This is a genomic window from Rhodanobacter sp. G2-10 (assembly GCF_055809185.1).
This window is the reverse complement of sequence record NZ_CM147900.1, coordinates 3,494,361-3,510,063: the sequence shown is the minus strand read 5'-3', so window position 1 is coordinate 3,510,063 and position 15,703 is coordinate 3,494,361. Positions and strand designations below refer to the sequence as shown.

Annotated in this window: 12 protein-coding genes; 5 read left to right on the top strand and 7 right to left on the bottom strand. The window is 67.2% G+C overall.

The annotated features are described in order from the left end of the window. Window positions 1-185: 185 nt before the first annotated feature. Entirely contained in the window at window positions 186-3,353 is a 3,168-nt protein-coding gene (locus AC0L58_RS15740; RefSeq protein ID WP_473685066.1) for an efflux RND transporter permease subunit, read from the top strand. 306 nt (window positions 3,354-3,659) lie between these two features. Here AC0L58_RS15740 and AC0L58_RS15735 read toward each other — a convergent pair whose 3' ends face one another. Together AC0L58_RS15735 and AC0L58_RS15730 are read right to left on the bottom strand one after the other, a co-directional pair. Continuing rightward, window positions 3,660-4,949, bottom strand: a complete 1,290-nt coding sequence (locus AC0L58_RS15735; RefSeq protein WP_473685064.1) for an MFS transporter — start codon at window positions 4,947-4,949, stop codon at window positions 3,660-3,662. A 64-nt stretch (window positions 4,950-5,013) separates the two neighbouring features. After that, the gene (locus AC0L58_RS15730) at window positions 5,014-5,610 is read right to left on the bottom strand and encodes a DUF2239 family protein (protein WP_473685062.1); all 597 of its coding nucleotides are present in this window, start codon (window positions 5,608-5,610) and stop codon (window positions 5,014-5,016) included. A gap of 150 nt (window positions 5,611-5,760) precedes the next feature. On the opposite strand from AC0L58_RS15730, the gene AC0L58_RS15725 reads away from it, so the two are divergent. From AC0L58_RS15725 to AC0L58_RS15715, 3 genes are all read left to right on the top strand, one after another. Next, window positions 5,761-7,152, top strand: coding sequence for a M16 family metallopeptidase (locus AC0L58_RS15725; RefSeq protein ID WP_473685060.1), 1,392 nt, complete (start codon window positions 5,761-5,763; stop codon window positions 7,150-7,152). After that, the gene (locus AC0L58_RS15720; protein ID WP_473685058.1) at window positions 7,149-8,633 is read left to right on the top strand and encodes a M16 family metallopeptidase; all 1,485 of its coding nucleotides are present in this window, start codon (window positions 7,149-7,151) and stop codon (window positions 8,631-8,633) included. The genes AC0L58_RS15725 and AC0L58_RS15720 overlap by 4 nt, the downstream gene beginning before the upstream one ends. A gap of 177 nt (window positions 8,634-8,810) precedes the next feature. Beyond that, window positions 8,811-9,347, top strand: a complete 537-nt coding sequence (locus AC0L58_RS15715; RefSeq protein WP_473685056.1) for an acyloxyacyl hydrolase — start codon at window positions 8,811-8,813, stop codon at window positions 9,345-9,347. A 132-nt stretch (window positions 9,348-9,479) separates the two neighbouring features. Here AC0L58_RS15715 and AC0L58_RS15710 read toward each other — a convergent pair whose 3' ends face one another. From AC0L58_RS15710 to AC0L58_RS15690, 5 genes are all read right to left on the bottom strand, one after another. Beyond that, window positions 9,480-11,006 carry a DHA2 family efflux MFS transporter permease subunit gene (locus AC0L58_RS15710; protein WP_473685054.1) on the bottom strand — a complete coding sequence of 509 codons (1,527 nt, stop codon included), beginning with the start codon at window positions 11,004-11,006 and terminating at the stop codon, window positions 9,480-9,482. Between the two features lie 136 nt (window positions 11,007-11,142). Next, window positions 11,143-12,348, bottom strand: a complete 1,206-nt coding sequence (locus tag AC0L58_RS15705) for an EmrA/EmrK family multidrug efflux transporter periplasmic adaptor subunit (protein ID WP_473685052.1) — start codon at window positions 12,346-12,348, stop codon at window positions 11,143-11,145. A gap of 10 nt (window positions 12,349-12,358) precedes the next feature. Continuing rightward, window positions 12,359-13,828, bottom strand: a complete 1,470-nt coding sequence (locus tag AC0L58_RS15700; protein ID WP_473685050.1) for an efflux transporter outer membrane subunit — start codon at window positions 13,826-13,828, stop codon at window positions 12,359-12,361. Between the two features lie 20 nt (window positions 13,829-13,848). Next, window positions 13,849-14,328 carry a MarR family winged helix-turn-helix transcriptional regulator gene (locus tag AC0L58_RS15695; RefSeq protein WP_473685048.1) on the bottom strand — a complete coding sequence of 160 codons (480 nt, stop codon included), beginning with the start codon at window positions 14,326-14,328 and terminating at the stop codon, window positions 13,849-13,851. Window positions 14,329-14,401: 73 nt separating this feature from the next. Beyond that, on the bottom strand, window positions 14,402-14,671 hold the full coding sequence (locus tag AC0L58_RS15690) for a hypothetical protein (RefSeq protein ID WP_473685046.1): 270 nt from the start codon (window positions 14,669-14,671) through the stop codon (window positions 14,402-14,404). A gap of 114 nt (window positions 14,672-14,785) precedes the next feature. Between AC0L58_RS15690 and AC0L58_RS15685 the strand changes: the two genes are divergently transcribed. Beyond that, the gene (locus AC0L58_RS15685) at window positions 14,786-15,634 is read left to right on the top strand and encodes a helix-turn-helix domain-containing protein (protein WP_473685044.1); all 849 of its coding nucleotides are present in this window, start codon (window positions 14,786-14,788) and stop codon (window positions 15,632-15,634) included. Window positions 15,635-15,703: the final 69 nt, after the last annotated feature.

The window sequence follows — 15,703 nt, the reverse complement described above, 5'->3', positions numbered from 1 at the left end:
CGAACGCCAGAAAAGCATCGCGCACAGGGTGCGCTCCTACAGGCCGGGCACCCCTGCCTTTCGACAGGGTGCGTACTTCAGGCACATACGTTTGCGCCTGTCGGCTGGCATAACGTCGGCATGAATCGAGTCTTCACGCCCCTGCCACTCATGTCGCGCCTGTCGTTCCCGCACGGAGCCGTGACATGAATGTATTCGGCCCCCTGATCCGCCGCCCGGCCGGCACCTCGCTGCTTGCCGTCGGCCTGATGCTGGCCGGGCTGTGGGCTTACCTGTTGCTGGGCGTGGCGGCGCTGCCCTCGCTGGATTTCCCCGGCGTCTACGTGGTCGCGAACATGCCCGGCGCCAGCGCGCAGACCATGGCCAACACGGTGATGGCGCCGCTGGAACGGCACCTGGGCCAGATCCCCGGCATCGACGACATGTACGGCAACGCCAACGAAGGGGCGGTGGGCATCGGGGTACGCTTCAACTTCAGCCGCACCGCCGACAGCGCCGCGCGCGACGTGCAGGCGGCGATCAATGCCGCGGCGGCGGACCTGCCCGCGGGCATGCCGGCGCCGCCGCAGTACTTCAAGTTCGATACCTCGCAGATCCCCATCCTTTTCCTCACCCTCACCTCCGAGGGCATGCCGCAGGACAAGCTGTTCGATCTGGCCGACACCTTGCTCAAACCCGCCGTGGCGCAGATCGACGGCGTGGCCCAGGTGCAGGTATTCGGCGGCACGCCGCATGCGGTGCGCATCGACCTGGACAACCGCGCGCTGGCCGCCAAGGGGCTTACCGCGAATGACGTGGCCAATGCGCTGCGCGCCGCCAACGTCAACTCGCCGCAGGGCATCATCAGCGACGGTCGCACACAGATGACGGTGAGCGCCAACGACGGCCTGCGCGAGCCGGCCGAGTTCGCCAACCTGCTGATTGCCGAACGCAATGGCGCGCCGGTGCGCCTGTCCGATGTGGCCAAGGTCTACTCCGGCCAGCAGGACCAGTACCAGGCAGCCTGGTTCAACGGCACCCGCACGGTCGGCCTGCAGATCACCAAGCGGCCCGAGGCCAATGCGGTGGCCACGGTCGCGGCAATCCGCGCGCGCCTGCCGCAGCTGGCCGCCTCGATGCCGTCGGACGTGCACATGCTGCCGGTGTTCGACCTCACCCAGACCACCCAGTCGGCGCTGCACGAGGTCAAGGTCGCCTTGCTGATCTCGATCGCGATGGTGGCGCTGGTGATGCTGGTGTTCCTGCGCCGGGTGCGGCCGACCCTGATCGCGATGCTCAGCGTACCGCTGTCGCTGGCCGGCGCGTTCGTGGTGATGTGGATGCTCGGCTACACGCTCAACACCTTGTCGCTGGTGGCGCTGGTGTTGTGCATCGGCTTCGTGGTGGACGATGCAATCGTGGTGATCGAGAACATCGTGCGCCACATGGAACAAGGCATGGCGCCGCTGCCGGCGGCGCTGAGTGGCGTGCGCGAGATCGGTTTCACCGTGGTCTCGATCACGCTGTCGCTGGTGGCGGTGTTCGCGCCCCTGCTGTTCGGCAACAACATGCTGATCATGCTGCTGCGCGAGTTCTCGGTGACGCTGACCGCCGCGGTGGTGATCTCGGCGATCGTCTCGCTCACGCTTACCCCGGCGCTGTGCGGCCACCTGCTCAAGCACGAACCGGTGCCGGCACCGACGCCGGGGCGCATCGAGCGGGCGGTGGAGCGTTTTGACCGAGGCCTGCTGCGGATGTACGAAAGCGCGCTGGACTGGGCCATGCGCCATCGCCGGCTGATGCGCTGGCAGCCGCTGCTGCTGCTGATCCTCACCTTCGCGCTGGGCGCGGCGGTGGTGAAGACCGCCGGCGGCACCTTCATGCCCGACGAGGACACCGGCCAGCTGCAGGTGGAGATCGACGCCGACGCCAACATCTCGCCCACCGTGCTGGCCGAGCGCGCGCGGCAGGTGCAGAAGATCATGCAGGCCGACCCGGCCGTGCTCGACCAGCTGACCCTGCTCGGCGGCAACGGTGCCGGCGGCGCGGTAGGCAACAGCGCGCAGATGTTCGTCGACCTCAAGCCGCGCGGCGATGGCCCGGGCGAGCGCGATGAAGGCATCAAGGCGGTGATCGAGCGCCTGTCGAAACAGTACGACCGCCTGCCCGACGTCAAGGTGTCGGTCAGCGCCTCGCAATTCCTCGGCGGCGGCGGCAGCGGCGACCGCGGCGGCCAGTACGAGTTCCAGCTCACCAGCACCCAGGGCAGCGACCTGCAGCCATGGGCGTTGAAGATGGTGCGCCAGTTGCGCACGCTGAAGGAGTTCCGCGACGTCAGCAGCCCGTTCGACCAGGTCGGCAAGCAGCAGCAGCTGCGCATCGACCGCGAGGCCGCCGCGCGGCTGCACGTCAGCGTGGGCGCCATCGACACCGCGCTGTTCAGCGCGTTCGGCCAGCGCCAGGTGTCGCAGATCTACTCCGACATCAACCAGTACGCGGTGGTGCTCAACGCCAGCCCGAACGAGAACCTGAGCCCGCAGTCGCTGCTGAACATCCGCGTGCGCAGCGAGCAGGGCAAGATGATTCCGCTTTCCGCGCTGGCCACCATGGAGCCGGCGATCAGCCCGCTGCGCGTGCGCCACCACAACCAGCTGCAGGCGGTGACCATCAGCTACAACCTGGCCAAGGACGTCACCCAGGATCGCGGCGTGGCGCTGGTCGACCAGGCCGCCTTCGCGCTGCACCTGCCGGATGGCGTCAAGGTGGAATACACCGGCGCCAACCAGCGCCTCAAGCAGGCGCAATCGAACGGCATGGTGCTGCTGCTCGGCTCGATCCTGGCCATGTACATCGTGCTGGGCATCCTCTACGAAAGCCTGGGCCACCCGCTGACCATCCTCTCCACCCTGCCCGCCGCCGGCGCCGGCGCGTTCCTGGCGATGCTGGTCACGCAGACGCAGCTGTCGCTGATGGCGATCATCGCGATCCTGATGCTGATCGGCATCGTCAAGAAGAACGCGATCCTGATGGTGGACTTCGCCCTCGTGCGCGAGCGCGAGCACGGCATGTCCGCCCCCGATGCGATCCGCGAAGCCGCGCTGGTGCGCTTCCGCCCGATCACCATGACCACCCTGGTGGCGATGGGCGCGGCGATGCCGCTGGCGATCGGCTTCGGGATCGGCTCCGAAATGCGCCAGCCGCTGGGCATCGCCATCGTCGGCGGCCTGCTGGTGTCGCAACTGCTGACCCTGCTCAGCACCCCGGCGATCTACCTGTGGAACCACGACCGCAAGATCCGCAAGGCGGCGCGCAAGCTGCGTCGGGCGGAGAAGAAGCGGCTGAAAGCGCTGGGGCGGCCGCAGACGGCTTCGTGAGTGTTGCTTGCGAGGACGGCGGGCAGAGCCCGCCCTGCAAAACCGAAGCGCACGCGCCACCAGCGTGGTGCCGTAGGGCAGGCCATGCCCGCCGGCTCCTGCTCAAGTCGCCACATCCTTCCGCGCCGTCCCAATGCTGCGCAGCGCCGGGTTGCTCATGCAGCTCCATGCGATCGCAGTCAGCAGCACGCCGGCGCCGGCGAGCAGCGCGGTCAGCCGCTGGCGGGCAGAGCCCGCCCTACAAAACCGAAGCGCACGCGCCACCAGCGCGGTGCCGTAGGGCGGGCTATGCCCGCCGGCTCTGGCTCAAGCCGCCACTTCCGGCCGCGCTGCGCCGATGCTGCGCAGCGCCGGGCTGCCCATGCAGCTCAGCGCGATCGCGCTCAGCAGCACGCCGGCGCCGGCGAACAGCGTGGTCAGTGAAATCACGTTAAGCAGGCTGCCCGCGATGGCCGCCGAGATCGGGCCCAGGCCCATGAAGGTGAACATCAGCACGCTCATGGTGCGACCCATCATTTCCGGCGCGACGCGACGCTGGATCCAGCTGACGATCGCGATCTGCGCGATCCCGGCGAGCACGCCGGTGCCGGCCAGCAGCACGGCGCCGGTGATGGTCGAATGCACCAGCGCCAGCGCGGCCAGGGCCAGGCCGGCGAGGCTGTCGATGGTTAGCACCATCAGGCCCAGCCGGCCGCGCGCGGAGCGACTGGCAATCCCGGACAGGAAGCTGCCCAGCAGCATGCCACCGCCGTTGGCGGTCATCAGGATGCCCAGCGAGGCCGCACCCAGATCCATGCGCGTGTCGGCCAGCACCGGCAGGCCGACCTGCAGCGGCCCGCCGACGAAGACCGAGACCACCGCGGCGTAGAGGATGAAGGCGCGCAGCGGCAAGTCGGCCCAGATCATGCGCACGCCGCTGGCCACGTTGGACAGCACGCCGCCGACCACCGGCTTGGGATGGAAGTCGCTGTGAATGCGGATCAAACCCAGCGAACCCAGCGAGAACGCGAAGCTGACCGCGTCGATGCCGAAGGCGAGCCCGAGTCCGCTGGCGTCCTGCACCGGTTGCGCCTGCGCGCCATGTGCGCCGAGGCTGATCACCAGCCCCGCCAGCGCCGGCCCGACGAACATGCTGAGCTGGCGCATGCCCATCACCAGCGCGTTGGCCGGCTGCAGCTGATCCCTGGTCACCAGCTGCGGCAGGATCGCCGAGCCGGCCGGATAGGCAAACGCGGTGGACAGGCCGATGCCCAGCGCGATCGCGTAGACCAGCCACATCCGGATATCGCCCAGCCACACCAGCGCGGCGAGCAAGGCGACCAGCACGGCGTTCGCCCCGCGCGCAGCCAGCAGCACGCGACGCGGTGACAAGCGGTCCACCACCGCGCCACCGATCAGCATGAACAGCGCGCGGGGGAACGCCATCGTGGCCAGCACGATGCCCAGTGCGGCCGGATTGCCGGTGAGCTTCAGCACCAGCCAAGGCAAGGCGACCAGGGTGAACTGGTCGCCCAACATCGAGATCGTGCTGCCGCCGAACAGCAGGCGGAAGTTGTGATTGGCGAAAACGGAATCGCGGCGGGCAGTGGGTGTCATCGGTGTGGTTCCGCGGGTATGGGCGGTGGCTTGGTGTGGGGATGGCAGGGTATTGCAGTCGACCTCAACCGGCGTCTTCGCGTTCGTCCCAGGCGATCGCGGCCAACTGGCGCAAGTGTGCGCGCACATCCGGCGGCCAGCCGGCGGTCAACGTGGCGAAGCGCTTGCGGTCGCCACGATAGAACGCGCGCGAGGCTTCTTCATAGCCGGGCTCGTCGCCGGCCATCACGCGCATGAAGCGGTCGACCGATTCCGCCGCCTGCCGCGCGCGCTCTTTTGCGCCGCCATGGCGGATGGACTGCTCGACCAGGCGCCGCAAGACCGCCGAGGCGCCGCCGGGTTGCTGGCCCAGCCAGTCCCAGTGTCGCGGCAACAAGGTGACCTCGCGCGGCACCACCCCAAGCCGGGGCCGGCCCGGCCCGCGTGGCGCCGGCGTGGCGGGTGCGGGCTGGGGCGCGAGGCGCGCCAACACGTCGTCGACGCCGCCACGAAAATCGATCTCGATCTGACGACTGTCGCGCTCGTCGAACACCAGCAAGGGGCCGGCAGCGCCGGCGTCCAGCGCCAGTTTTGCGGCACGCGCGACTTCGGCCAACGCGCCTTGCGCGAGCAGCCTTTGGCCATCGAAAGCGATGCAGGAGGTTGTTTCGGACGGCGACATTGTGCGGCCTTGCCAGATTTGCAGGCTGGCGATTTTACCCGGGCTAAAATCCCTGTCAATACTACCCGGGTAAAACAACTGCTTCGCAAGCTATCCCCGCCCGTCGCGCCGCTTGCTATTGTTTGTGCTTTCCACCCCAAAGGACTGCGGATGATCAAGTGCTTGCGTTCGGCCACCCTGGTGGCCTCCCTCGGCCTGCTTGCCGCCGCGGCGGTTGCGCCTCCGGCACGGGCGGCCGACCTCGCAATCCCGCCCATCCATTACCAGCAGCGCACCTTGCCCAACGGCTTGCAGGTGATCAGCGCGGAAGACCACGCCAGCCCCAACGTGGCGGTGCAGATGTGGTACCACGTGGGCTCCAAGGACGATCCGCAGGGCCGCTCCGGCTTCGCCCACCTGTTCGAACACCTGATGTTCAAGAGCACCCGGCACATGCATGCCGAGCAGATGGACCGGCTCACCGAGGACGTGGGCGGCGCCAACAACGCCTCCACCGGCGATGACGTCACCAACTACTTCGAGGTCGTGCCGAGCAACCACCTCAAGACCCTGCTGTGGGCGGAGGCCGAACGGCTGTCCAACCTCAAGGTGGACGAGAAGAACTTCAAGTCCGAGCGCGCCGTGGTGGAAGAGGAGTATCGCCAGAGCGTGCTGGCCAATCCCTACGGCAAGCTGTTCAACGCGATCGACCCGCATTCGTACACGGTGCATCCGTACAAGCGCCCGACGATCGGCAGCATTCCTGACCTGGAAGCGGCCTCGTTGCAGAACGTGATCGATTTCCACAACACCTTCTACCGTCCCGACAATGCCACCCTGATCGTCACCGGCGACTTCGACCCCAGGCAGCTCGACGCCTGGGTCGACCAGTATTTCGGCTGGATTCCGAAGCCGAGCACACCGATCCCGCAGGTCACCGCGAAGGAGCCGGTGCGCAAGCAGGACCAGCGCTACACCATCACCAGCGAAACCGCGCCGCTGCCGGCGGTGGCGATGACCTGGCTGATCCCGCCGGCGTCGGACAGTGCCGACCGGATCCCGTTGCAGGTGGCTGCCGCCTTGCTGTCACGCGGTGATTCCTCGCGCCTGTACCAGTCGCTGGTGTATCGCCACCAGGTGGCCCAGGAGGCTGGTGCCGATGCGGACGGACGGGTCGGGCCGGGCCTGTTCACCGTCTACGCGGTGCTCGCCAGCGGGCACCAACCGGCCGAGGCCGAGAAACTGCTGAACGAGGAGGTCGTGTGGCTGGCGACCCAGCCGATTCCGGATGCCGAGCTGGACAAGGTCAAGACCCAGCTGCTCACCAGCGAGCTGAAACAGCGGCAGACGGCGCAGGGCATCGCCTTCGCGCTGGGTGAGGCCAGCCTGATCGACGGCAACGTCGAGCATGTGAACGACGACCTCGCCGCGCTGCAGAAGGTCAGCGAGAAGGACGTGCACCGGGTCATGCAGAAATACATCACCGGCGCCAGGAAGGTGATCATCGACTACCTGCCGCAGGCCAAGGCCACGCCGGCCGCCGCCAAGGGAGCAGCGAAATGAGCCGTACCACGATTCTCCGCACGGCCGTCTATGCGGCCATCCTGCTTGCCTCGGGCAACCTGCTCGCCGCTACCGCCGCAGCCAGCAACTTCCCCACCACGCCGCCGGCTCCCGGTCCGGCGCCGCAACTGAACGTGCCGACACCGACCACGCAAGTCCTGCCCAACGGTCTGGAGGTGATCAGCGTGCGCCGCGCCGGCCTGCCCTTGGTGACCGCGCAGCTGGTGGTACGCCGGGGCGGCGAAATGGACCCGCCCGGTCTTGCCGGGCTGGCCGACCTCACTGCCAACCTGCTGAGCAAGGGCGCGGCGGGCAAGACCGCGCCACAGATCGCGGCGGCCGCCGAGGCGCTGGGCGGTACGCTGAACGCTTTCGCCGGCTGGGACGAGAGCGCGGTCGGCATCACCGTGACCACGCCGAAAGTGCCGGCGGCGCTGGCCTTGCTGGCCGACGTGGTGCGCCATCCCGACTTCAGCGCCGATGAACTGAAGCGCGCGCGTGCCCAGGCGGTCGACGACCTGCGCCTGCAACTGAGCCGGCCCACCGCGCTGGGCTCGCTGGCGGCCAGTCGTGGCGTGTTCGGCGAAGGCGCCTACGGTCATTCGCGCAACGGCACGCCGGACTCGATCGCGCGCATCACCCGGGCCAACGTGCAGCAGCTGCACGGCGCGCTGTACCGACCGGACAACGCCATCCTGATCCTCACCGGCGACATCACCCCGGCGCAGGCCACCCAGTTGGCACAAGCCAGCTTCGGCGACTGGCAGAAGCCGGCCACGCCGCTGCCGCCACGACCCGCCGGCCGCCGTACCAGCAAACTGCCGTCGATCCTGCTGATCGACCAGCACGGTGCCGGTCAGGCCGGCGTGGTCGTGGCGCATGCTGCGCCGCCGCGCAAGGATGAGGACTACTACGTCGGCACCGTGGCCAACGCCGTGCTCGGCGGTTCGTACTCGGCGCGCCTGAACGAGGAAATCCGGATCAAGCGCGGCCTGTCCTACGGTGCGGGCAGCCGCCTGCAATCGCTGGGCGATGCCGGTATCTGGATGGCCTCGGCGCAGACCAAGAATCCGTCGGCGCCGCAGGTGGTCGAGTTGATGCTCGGGCAGTTCAAGCTGCTCGGCAGCACCCGCGTGTCCGCCGACGAGCTCGCCGCGCGCAAGGCGACCCTGATCGGCAGCTATGGCCGCAGCCTGGAAACCACGGCCGGGCTGGCCGAGCAGGTGGCCGACCTGGCGATCTACGGCGTGAAGCTGGACGAGATCGGCAAATACATCGCGCAGGTGCAGGCGGTCACGCCGAAGCAGATCGAGAAGTACGCGCACAAGCATCTGGATGGCGATGCCAGCCACGTGGTGGTGGTAGGCGATGCCGCCCAGTTCGCCAAGACGATCCGCAAGGAGCATCCCACGGCGGTCTTGCTCCAGTCCACGGCACTGGACCTGGATAGCCCGGATCTGCAGGCGCCGGTTTCCCGATAGGCTGGCGCAGGCAAAGTGGTTGCGCGAACCCCGGCGCTGGCCGGGGTTCGCTTTTGCTGAGGCCGAGAACCGCCAGCCGCGCGGCTCGATGTCGGCGGCGGCGCTTCACCTCGATGTGACGGAAATTAGTGAACCATACGGTGCACAAACATTTCTCGCCTTCGAATCGAGGAGATCATGCATCGTTCCGTTACTGCCATCGGCGCCCGTCATCTCGTTCTGATGCTTGTCCTGGCGGCTTGGGTGCTGCCGGCCCATGCCGCTCGTCTGCAGATTCAAGGCGGGCGCAGCTACATGGACAATCATGGTGCCCGCACCGCATTTGTCGAAGCGGTGTTCGACGCGCATCGGGTCGGCGACAGTCGGTGGACCTGGGCGCCTGATGTCTCGCTGGGCTGGATCGATGGCCGCGACGTGGCCCGCTACCGATTCAGCCGCTATAGCACGCAGGATGATGTATGGCTGCTCGCCGCCGGTGCGCGCTTCCAGCATGGCGACGCCGCGGACGATGGGCGTGGATGGTTCGTGAGCTTTCAGCCGGCAGCGACGCACGGTCGCACGCAGGCCTTGAGTAGCGGGTATGAATTCGTGACCACGCTGGGGTGGCAGGGTCGGCGCTTCAGTGTGCAGATTCGCCACGTCTCCAACGCCGGTTTGCATGAACCCAACCGCGGCGAAACCATGGCACTGCTCGGGATGGGTTTCGAGCTCTGATTCGCCGTTGTTCCCGGGCAGGCCTTGCGGACAACGGATCAGGGATAGCCTGCAGTACGCGAGCGAGCAACAGCCGGCGGGCAAAGCCCGCCCTACGTGCGGTTGCAGGGCGGGTTCGGCTCGCCGGGTGCGTCAATGGCCGCCGGCGACGCGCCCGGTCTTGGGCGTGAACGGCGGCTTGGCCAGCCAGATCACCAGCACCAGGCCGATGAAGATCCAGCCCAGCGCATGGAACACCTCGTTGAACGAGATCTGGAAACTCTGCTGGGTGATCATGCCGTTGATCACGCTGCCGCCCAGTTGCGGATCGCCATGCCCCAGGTGCTGCATCGCTTCGCGACTGATCGGGTTGTAGGGGGTGATGTGTTCGGTCAGTTGCTCATGATGGGTGACCGCGCCGCGCGTCCACATCAAAGTGGTGATCGAGGCGGAAAAGCTGCCGCCGAGCGTGCGCAGGAAGGTGGACAAGCCCGAGCCGGCGGCGATCTCGTCCTGCTGCAGATCCGACAGCAGGATCGTCAGCGTCGGCATGAAGAACAGCGCCACGCCAAGCCCCTGCAGCAACTGCACCATCGCCACGTGGTAGAAGTCGATCTGCAGATAGAAATCCGAACGCATGAAGCAGGTCATGCCCATCACCAGGAACGAGGCCGCTGCCAACAGGCGCAGGTCCATGCGCGTGGCGTACTTGCCCACGAAGAAGGTGAGCAGCACCGGAATCACGCCCAGCGGCGCGGTGGCGAAACCGGCCCAGGTCGCGGTGTAGCCCAGGTTCTGCTGCAGCCACAATGGCACCAGCAGCGCGATGGAGAAGAACGCGGCATAGCCGAGCACCATCGCCAACGTGCCGGTGGTGAAGTTGCGGTGGCGGAACAGTCTCAGGTCGACGATCGGGTCCGGGTCGGTCAGCTCCCAGATCAGGAAGATCGCGATGGCGATGGCCGAGATGATGCTGGCGACGATGATGAAGTTGGAGTGGAACCAATCCGCGTCATTGCCCTTGTCCAGCACGATCTGCAGCGCGCCGACGCCGATGATCAGGGTGATCAGGCCGACATAGTCGATCTTCGGTCGTTCCAGCTTCTCGACCTTGCCGCGCAGCTGGTTGGCGATCACCACGCTGGAGAAGATGCCGATCGGCAGGTTGATGAAGAAGATCCACGGCCACGAATAGTTCTCGGTGATCCAGCCGCCGAGAATCGGTCCGGCAATCGGCGCCACCACCGTCACCATCGCCAGCAGCGCCAGCGCCATGCCGCGCTTGGCCGGCGGATAGATGCCGATCAGCAGGCTCTGCGTGATCGGGTACATCGGCCCGGCTACGGCGCCCTGGATGGCGCGGAACACCAGCAGCATGCCCATGCTCTGCGAGATGCCGCACATGAACGAGGACGCCACGAACAACAGCGTGCAGGCCGTGAACAGCCTCACCTCGCCGAAACGCCGGGTCAGGAAGCCGGTCAGCGGCAGCGAGATCGCCATGCTCACCGCGAACGAGGTGATCACCCACGTGCTCTGGTCGTTGCTGACGCCGAGGTTGCCGGCAATCGTCGGCAAGGAGACGTTGGCAATCGTGGTGTCCAGCACCTGCATGAAGGTGGCCAGCGACAGGCCGACCGTACTCAGTGCCAGATTGGGTGGGCGGAATTGGGCGGTCATTTAGGGTTGATTGGTGGATCGGGATTGGGGATTGGGGATTGCGGAATCGGGAATCGGGAATGGCAAAAGCCGTCCGGGGTGGGGCGCGGTTGCTTCTCCGATTCCCGATTCCCGATTCCCGATTCCCGACGAAGTCCTACTTCCCGCCAGCCATGTTGGCGTGAATGATCTGCTTGATCGCCGCATCGGCGTGGGCGAGTTGCTGCTTGTAGATGTCGGTGCTGAAAATCGGCTGGGTCGGCGCCTGTTGCGCCAGGGTCGGGCCGCTCTTGTCACGCAGGTTGACGTCGACATTGAGCGACATGCCCAATCGCAGCGGGTGCTTTTCCAGCTGCTTGGGATCGGTGAACACCACGCGCACCGGGATGCGCTGCACGATCTTGATCCAGTTGCCCGTCGCATTCTGCGCCGGCAGCAGCGAGAACGCGCTGCCGGTGCCGATGCCGAGGCTTTCCACCTTGCCCTTGTATTTCACGGCGCTGCCGTAGACGTCCGATTCGATGTCGACCGGCTGGCCGATACGCATGTCGGTGAGCTGGGTTTCCTTGAAGTTGGCGTCGATCCACACGCCGTGCAGCGGTACCACCGCCATCAGCGGTGTGCCGGGCTGCACGCGCTGGCCGACCTGCACCGAGCGTTTGGCCACATAGCCGTCCACCGGTGCCTGCAGCGTGGTGCGCACATCGGCGAGGTACGCCGCGCGCAGTTTCGCCGCGGCCACCTGCACGTCGGGGTGCGAGGCGACCACGGTGTCGTCGACCAGCACCTTGCTGGTCTGGTACTGCTGCTGCGCGGTGATCAAGGCGTTCTGCGCGGTGGTGAGCGCGTCGCTGGCGTGAGCCAGTTCCTCGGCCGAGATCGCGCCGGATTTGGCCAGCGCCACGCGCCGCTGATAGTCGGAGCGCGCCTTGGCCACCGCGGTCTTGCGCGCGGCCACATCGGCGTGCGCGCCGCTGACGCTGGAGTACAGGCCGCGCACCTTGCGCACGGTCAGTGCCAGGTTCGCCTTCGCCTCGGCCAGCGCCACGTCGGCGTCGCTGGGGTCGAGCTTCACCAGCGTGTCGCCGGCATGCACCAGGTCGCCGTCGTCGGCGCCGATGCTGACCACGGTGCCGGGCACCTGCGGCGTGATCTGCACCACGTTGCCGTTGACGTAGGCGTCGTCGGTACTTTCATACCAGCGACCGTCGAAGAAATACCACAGGCCCCAGCCGATCGCGGCCAGCAGCACCACGACGCCGAGCACGCGCAGCATCACGCCGCGCGATTTTTTCGGTGGAGGGGTAGTTTTGCGGGCCTCGGTCTGGCCGTCAGCGGATTCGGGAGTGGGTTGAGCGGACATGGGGACTGCCTCAGGAATGCGCGTAAGTTGAAGAGGACGGTGCAGGCGCGTCGGCCTGCCCTTGCGGGCGATAGCCGCCACCGAGGGCCTGGATCAGCTGCACCGAGCGGTCGACCTGCTGCGCCTGCAGCGCGGCCATGCCGCGGTTGGCCTGCAGCAGCTGCTGGCGCACGCTGAGTGCTTCCAGGTAGCTGCCGATGCCGGCCTTGTAGCGTTGCAGCGCCAGCTCCCAGGCGTCTTCCGCCGCGGTTTGCGCGCGCCGCTGCGCGGCGATCTGCTGCTTCAGCGACTGCAAGGCGGAAACGTCGTCGGCGACTTCATTGACGGCGCCAACCAGGGTCTGGTTGTACTGCGCCACGGCCAGGTCGTATTGCGCATCCTTGCCGGCGAGGTTGGCGCGCAGGCTGCCGCCGTCGAAGATCGGCAGGCTCAGCGAGGGACCCACCTGGTAGAAGCGCGACTTCAGGGTGAACGGATTGCCGCTGCCCAGCCGGATCACGCCAGCCAGGGCGCCGATGCTGATATTGGGCAGGAACTCGGTCTTGGCCGCCTTGATGTCCTTGCTCGCGGCCTCGACGCGCCAGCGCGCGGCGACCAGGTCGGCACGATGGCCGATCAGTTCCACCGGCAGGTTTTCCGGCACGGCGAGTTGGGCGGGGGTGAGCAGTGTCGGGCGGGCAATGTCGTTGCCGAAATCCGGCCCCTTGCCCAGCAGCACCGCCAATGACGAACGCGCCGCACTGACGGCACGCTCGGCCAGCGCAACGTCCTGCTCGGCGGTGGCCACTTCGCCGTCGGCCTGTTTCAGCGCGATCCGGTTGTCGATGCCGGCGGTCACACGCTGGGCGGTCAGCTTGCGCGACTGCTGCGCACGCTTCAGCTCGCCGGCCGCCAGATCCTGCTGGTCGAAGGCATAGCCGAGCTGCGCGTAGGCGCGCGCCACGTTGCCGGACAATTCGATACGGGCGGCGCGCGCGTCGATGGCGGCGGCGCGCGATGCCCCCAGCGCCGCCTGCCACGCCGCGCGCTTGCCGCCCCACAGGTCCAGTCCCCACTTGAAGCTGGCGTAGGCGTACTTGGCCACGTTGAAATGGCCGCCGCCGCTGTCGGCCGGCATCACCGTGGTCGGGATGCGCGCGCCCGACGCGCTGGCGCCGGCGTTCACGCTGGGGCCACGCGCCGCATCGGCGAGGCCGGCCTCGGCTTGCGCGGCGCGTGCGCGTGCATCGGCCACGGCCAGGCCGGGGTTGTTCTGCAGCGCTTCCTCGATCAGCGCATCCAGCTGCGGATCACCCAGGGCACTCCACCAGTCGGTGGCGGGCCAGGCTGCGCCGGGTTTGCTGACCGCGGCAAGGCTGTTCGCGCTTTTCAGCGTGGCGGGGTCGGTCGGCGTACCGTCGGGGTGCAGCCCGCCGCTGCTGGCGCAGGCGGCCAGGGTGAGGGTCAGTGCAGCCGCGGCCGCGAACAGGTGCAGGCGCATGGGGTGGGGTCCGGCAAGTTTCATGATTTGTCGCGCAGCGCGCGCAGCACGCGCTGCAGGTAGTTGTGAAGCTGGGTTTGTTCGGTTTTGTCGAGCGAGCGCTGGGCGGCGTTCATCACCCGCTGGCTGCAGTCCGAGACCGTGTCTCGCCATACCTGGTTGCCGGCCTCGGTCAGTTCGATCCGCAGTGCGCGCCGGTCCTGCGCATCCGGCGTGCGGCGCAGGTAACCCTTGCGTTCCAGTTGGTCGAGCTGGCGCGTCATGGCGCCGCCGTCGATCTCCACCGCACGGGCCAGCTCGGTGGCCGAAACCGGGCCCAGCAGGTGCGCCTTCTTGAGGATCAGGAACTGCGTGAAGCTCAGGTCCAGACCCTGGCTTGCCAGCTCAGCCTCGATCGCGCGCACGATTTCGGAACGCACCATGGTCAGCAACATGCCCAGGCTGGGGGCGTGCGCTTCATCCGCCGCGAGCGAATTTTGCGGGGTGTCGGTCAGGTTCATGGCAGGGCATTTTATTGCCGAAACGATAATTGTCAAGGCAATTATATCTGTGACGGCCTTTGCGTGGGCAAAGTTACCGCTTCGAGCTGCCGCCTGCCGTGGGCGACCCGCCCAGTTCGTCGGCCACCAGCGCCCGCAACGCGGGATCGCGCAGTTCGAACAAGTCGAACAGACCCAGCGCACGCAGGGTCGGCAATTGGGCAAGCAGCCGCGGCTCGGCGTCGCGGCGCACGTTTTCGGGGGTCGCAGGATCGAGCATCAATTGCGCCGCGGCAACGAAGGTAACGCAAGCCTCGTCGGTGCTCAGGGGAAACGGGGGACGGAGCAAGGTGGAGGTATTCATGGCCATCGCTTTCCTTCTGAGGGTCAGATGGAAGACGTTCCTGTCGTCGGGGATTCGACAGGACGCCCGGCGGGACATACTGAACTGCCCGGAGCAGAAAAGTGTAGTTTTACGATGCGTTGGCCTGATAACGTGAAACCGTCAAAAAATGTCGAGAACGCGCCAATGGGGCACGCGGAACAATTCCAGCGTATCGAACGCGCCGATGGTCCGGGCCTGATCGCCTTCGTGGTGGATGAGTTGCCGCCCGACCAGGAAACCTCCTGGCACAGCCACCTGCGCGGCCAGTTCATGTACGTCGAAAGCGGCCTGGTAAGCGTGCGCACGCGGCTCGGTCTGTGGACGCTCACGCCGCATCGCGTGGGCTGGATGCCGCCGGGCGAGGAGCATACGGCCACCGTGATCCAGCCCACCCGTGGCTGGGGCGTGTTCGTGGCGCCGCAGGCTGCCCGGGGCATGCCGACCGAACCGAGCGTGCTGGGCGCCAACCAGCTGATGCGCGCGCTGGTACACCGCGCTGCCGCCTGGGCGGAAAGCGATGAACTCGATGACGAGCAGCAGCGCATCATGGAGGTACTGATGGACGAAATGCGCGGTGCACGCATCGCGGACTATCCACTGCACCTGCCGATGCCGGTGGATCGCCGCCTGCTGCGGATCGCGCGCCATCTGCTGGTGCAACCGCACAACACCCGTAGCCTGGAGGCGTGGGCGAGCTGGGCCGGGCTGTCCGCGCGCAGCTTGAGCCGGCTGTTCCGCAGCGAGACCGGCTGCAGCTTTGCGCAGTGGCGGCAGCAGGCGCGGCTGAGCCGGGCGCTGGAGCGTCTGGCCGTCGGCGAACCGGTCGCCGAGGTGGCCGATGCCCTGGGGTATGGGAGTGTGAGCGCTTTCGTCGCCATGTTCCGGCGCCATTTCGGCCAGCCGCCCGCGCGTTATTTTGCGCAGCGATCCGCGCCAGCGTGATGGGGGTGGCGGCGAACCATAAGTTTCGTTTATCGCCTTGATCACAAATCCATCCTTGGTCGATGAACC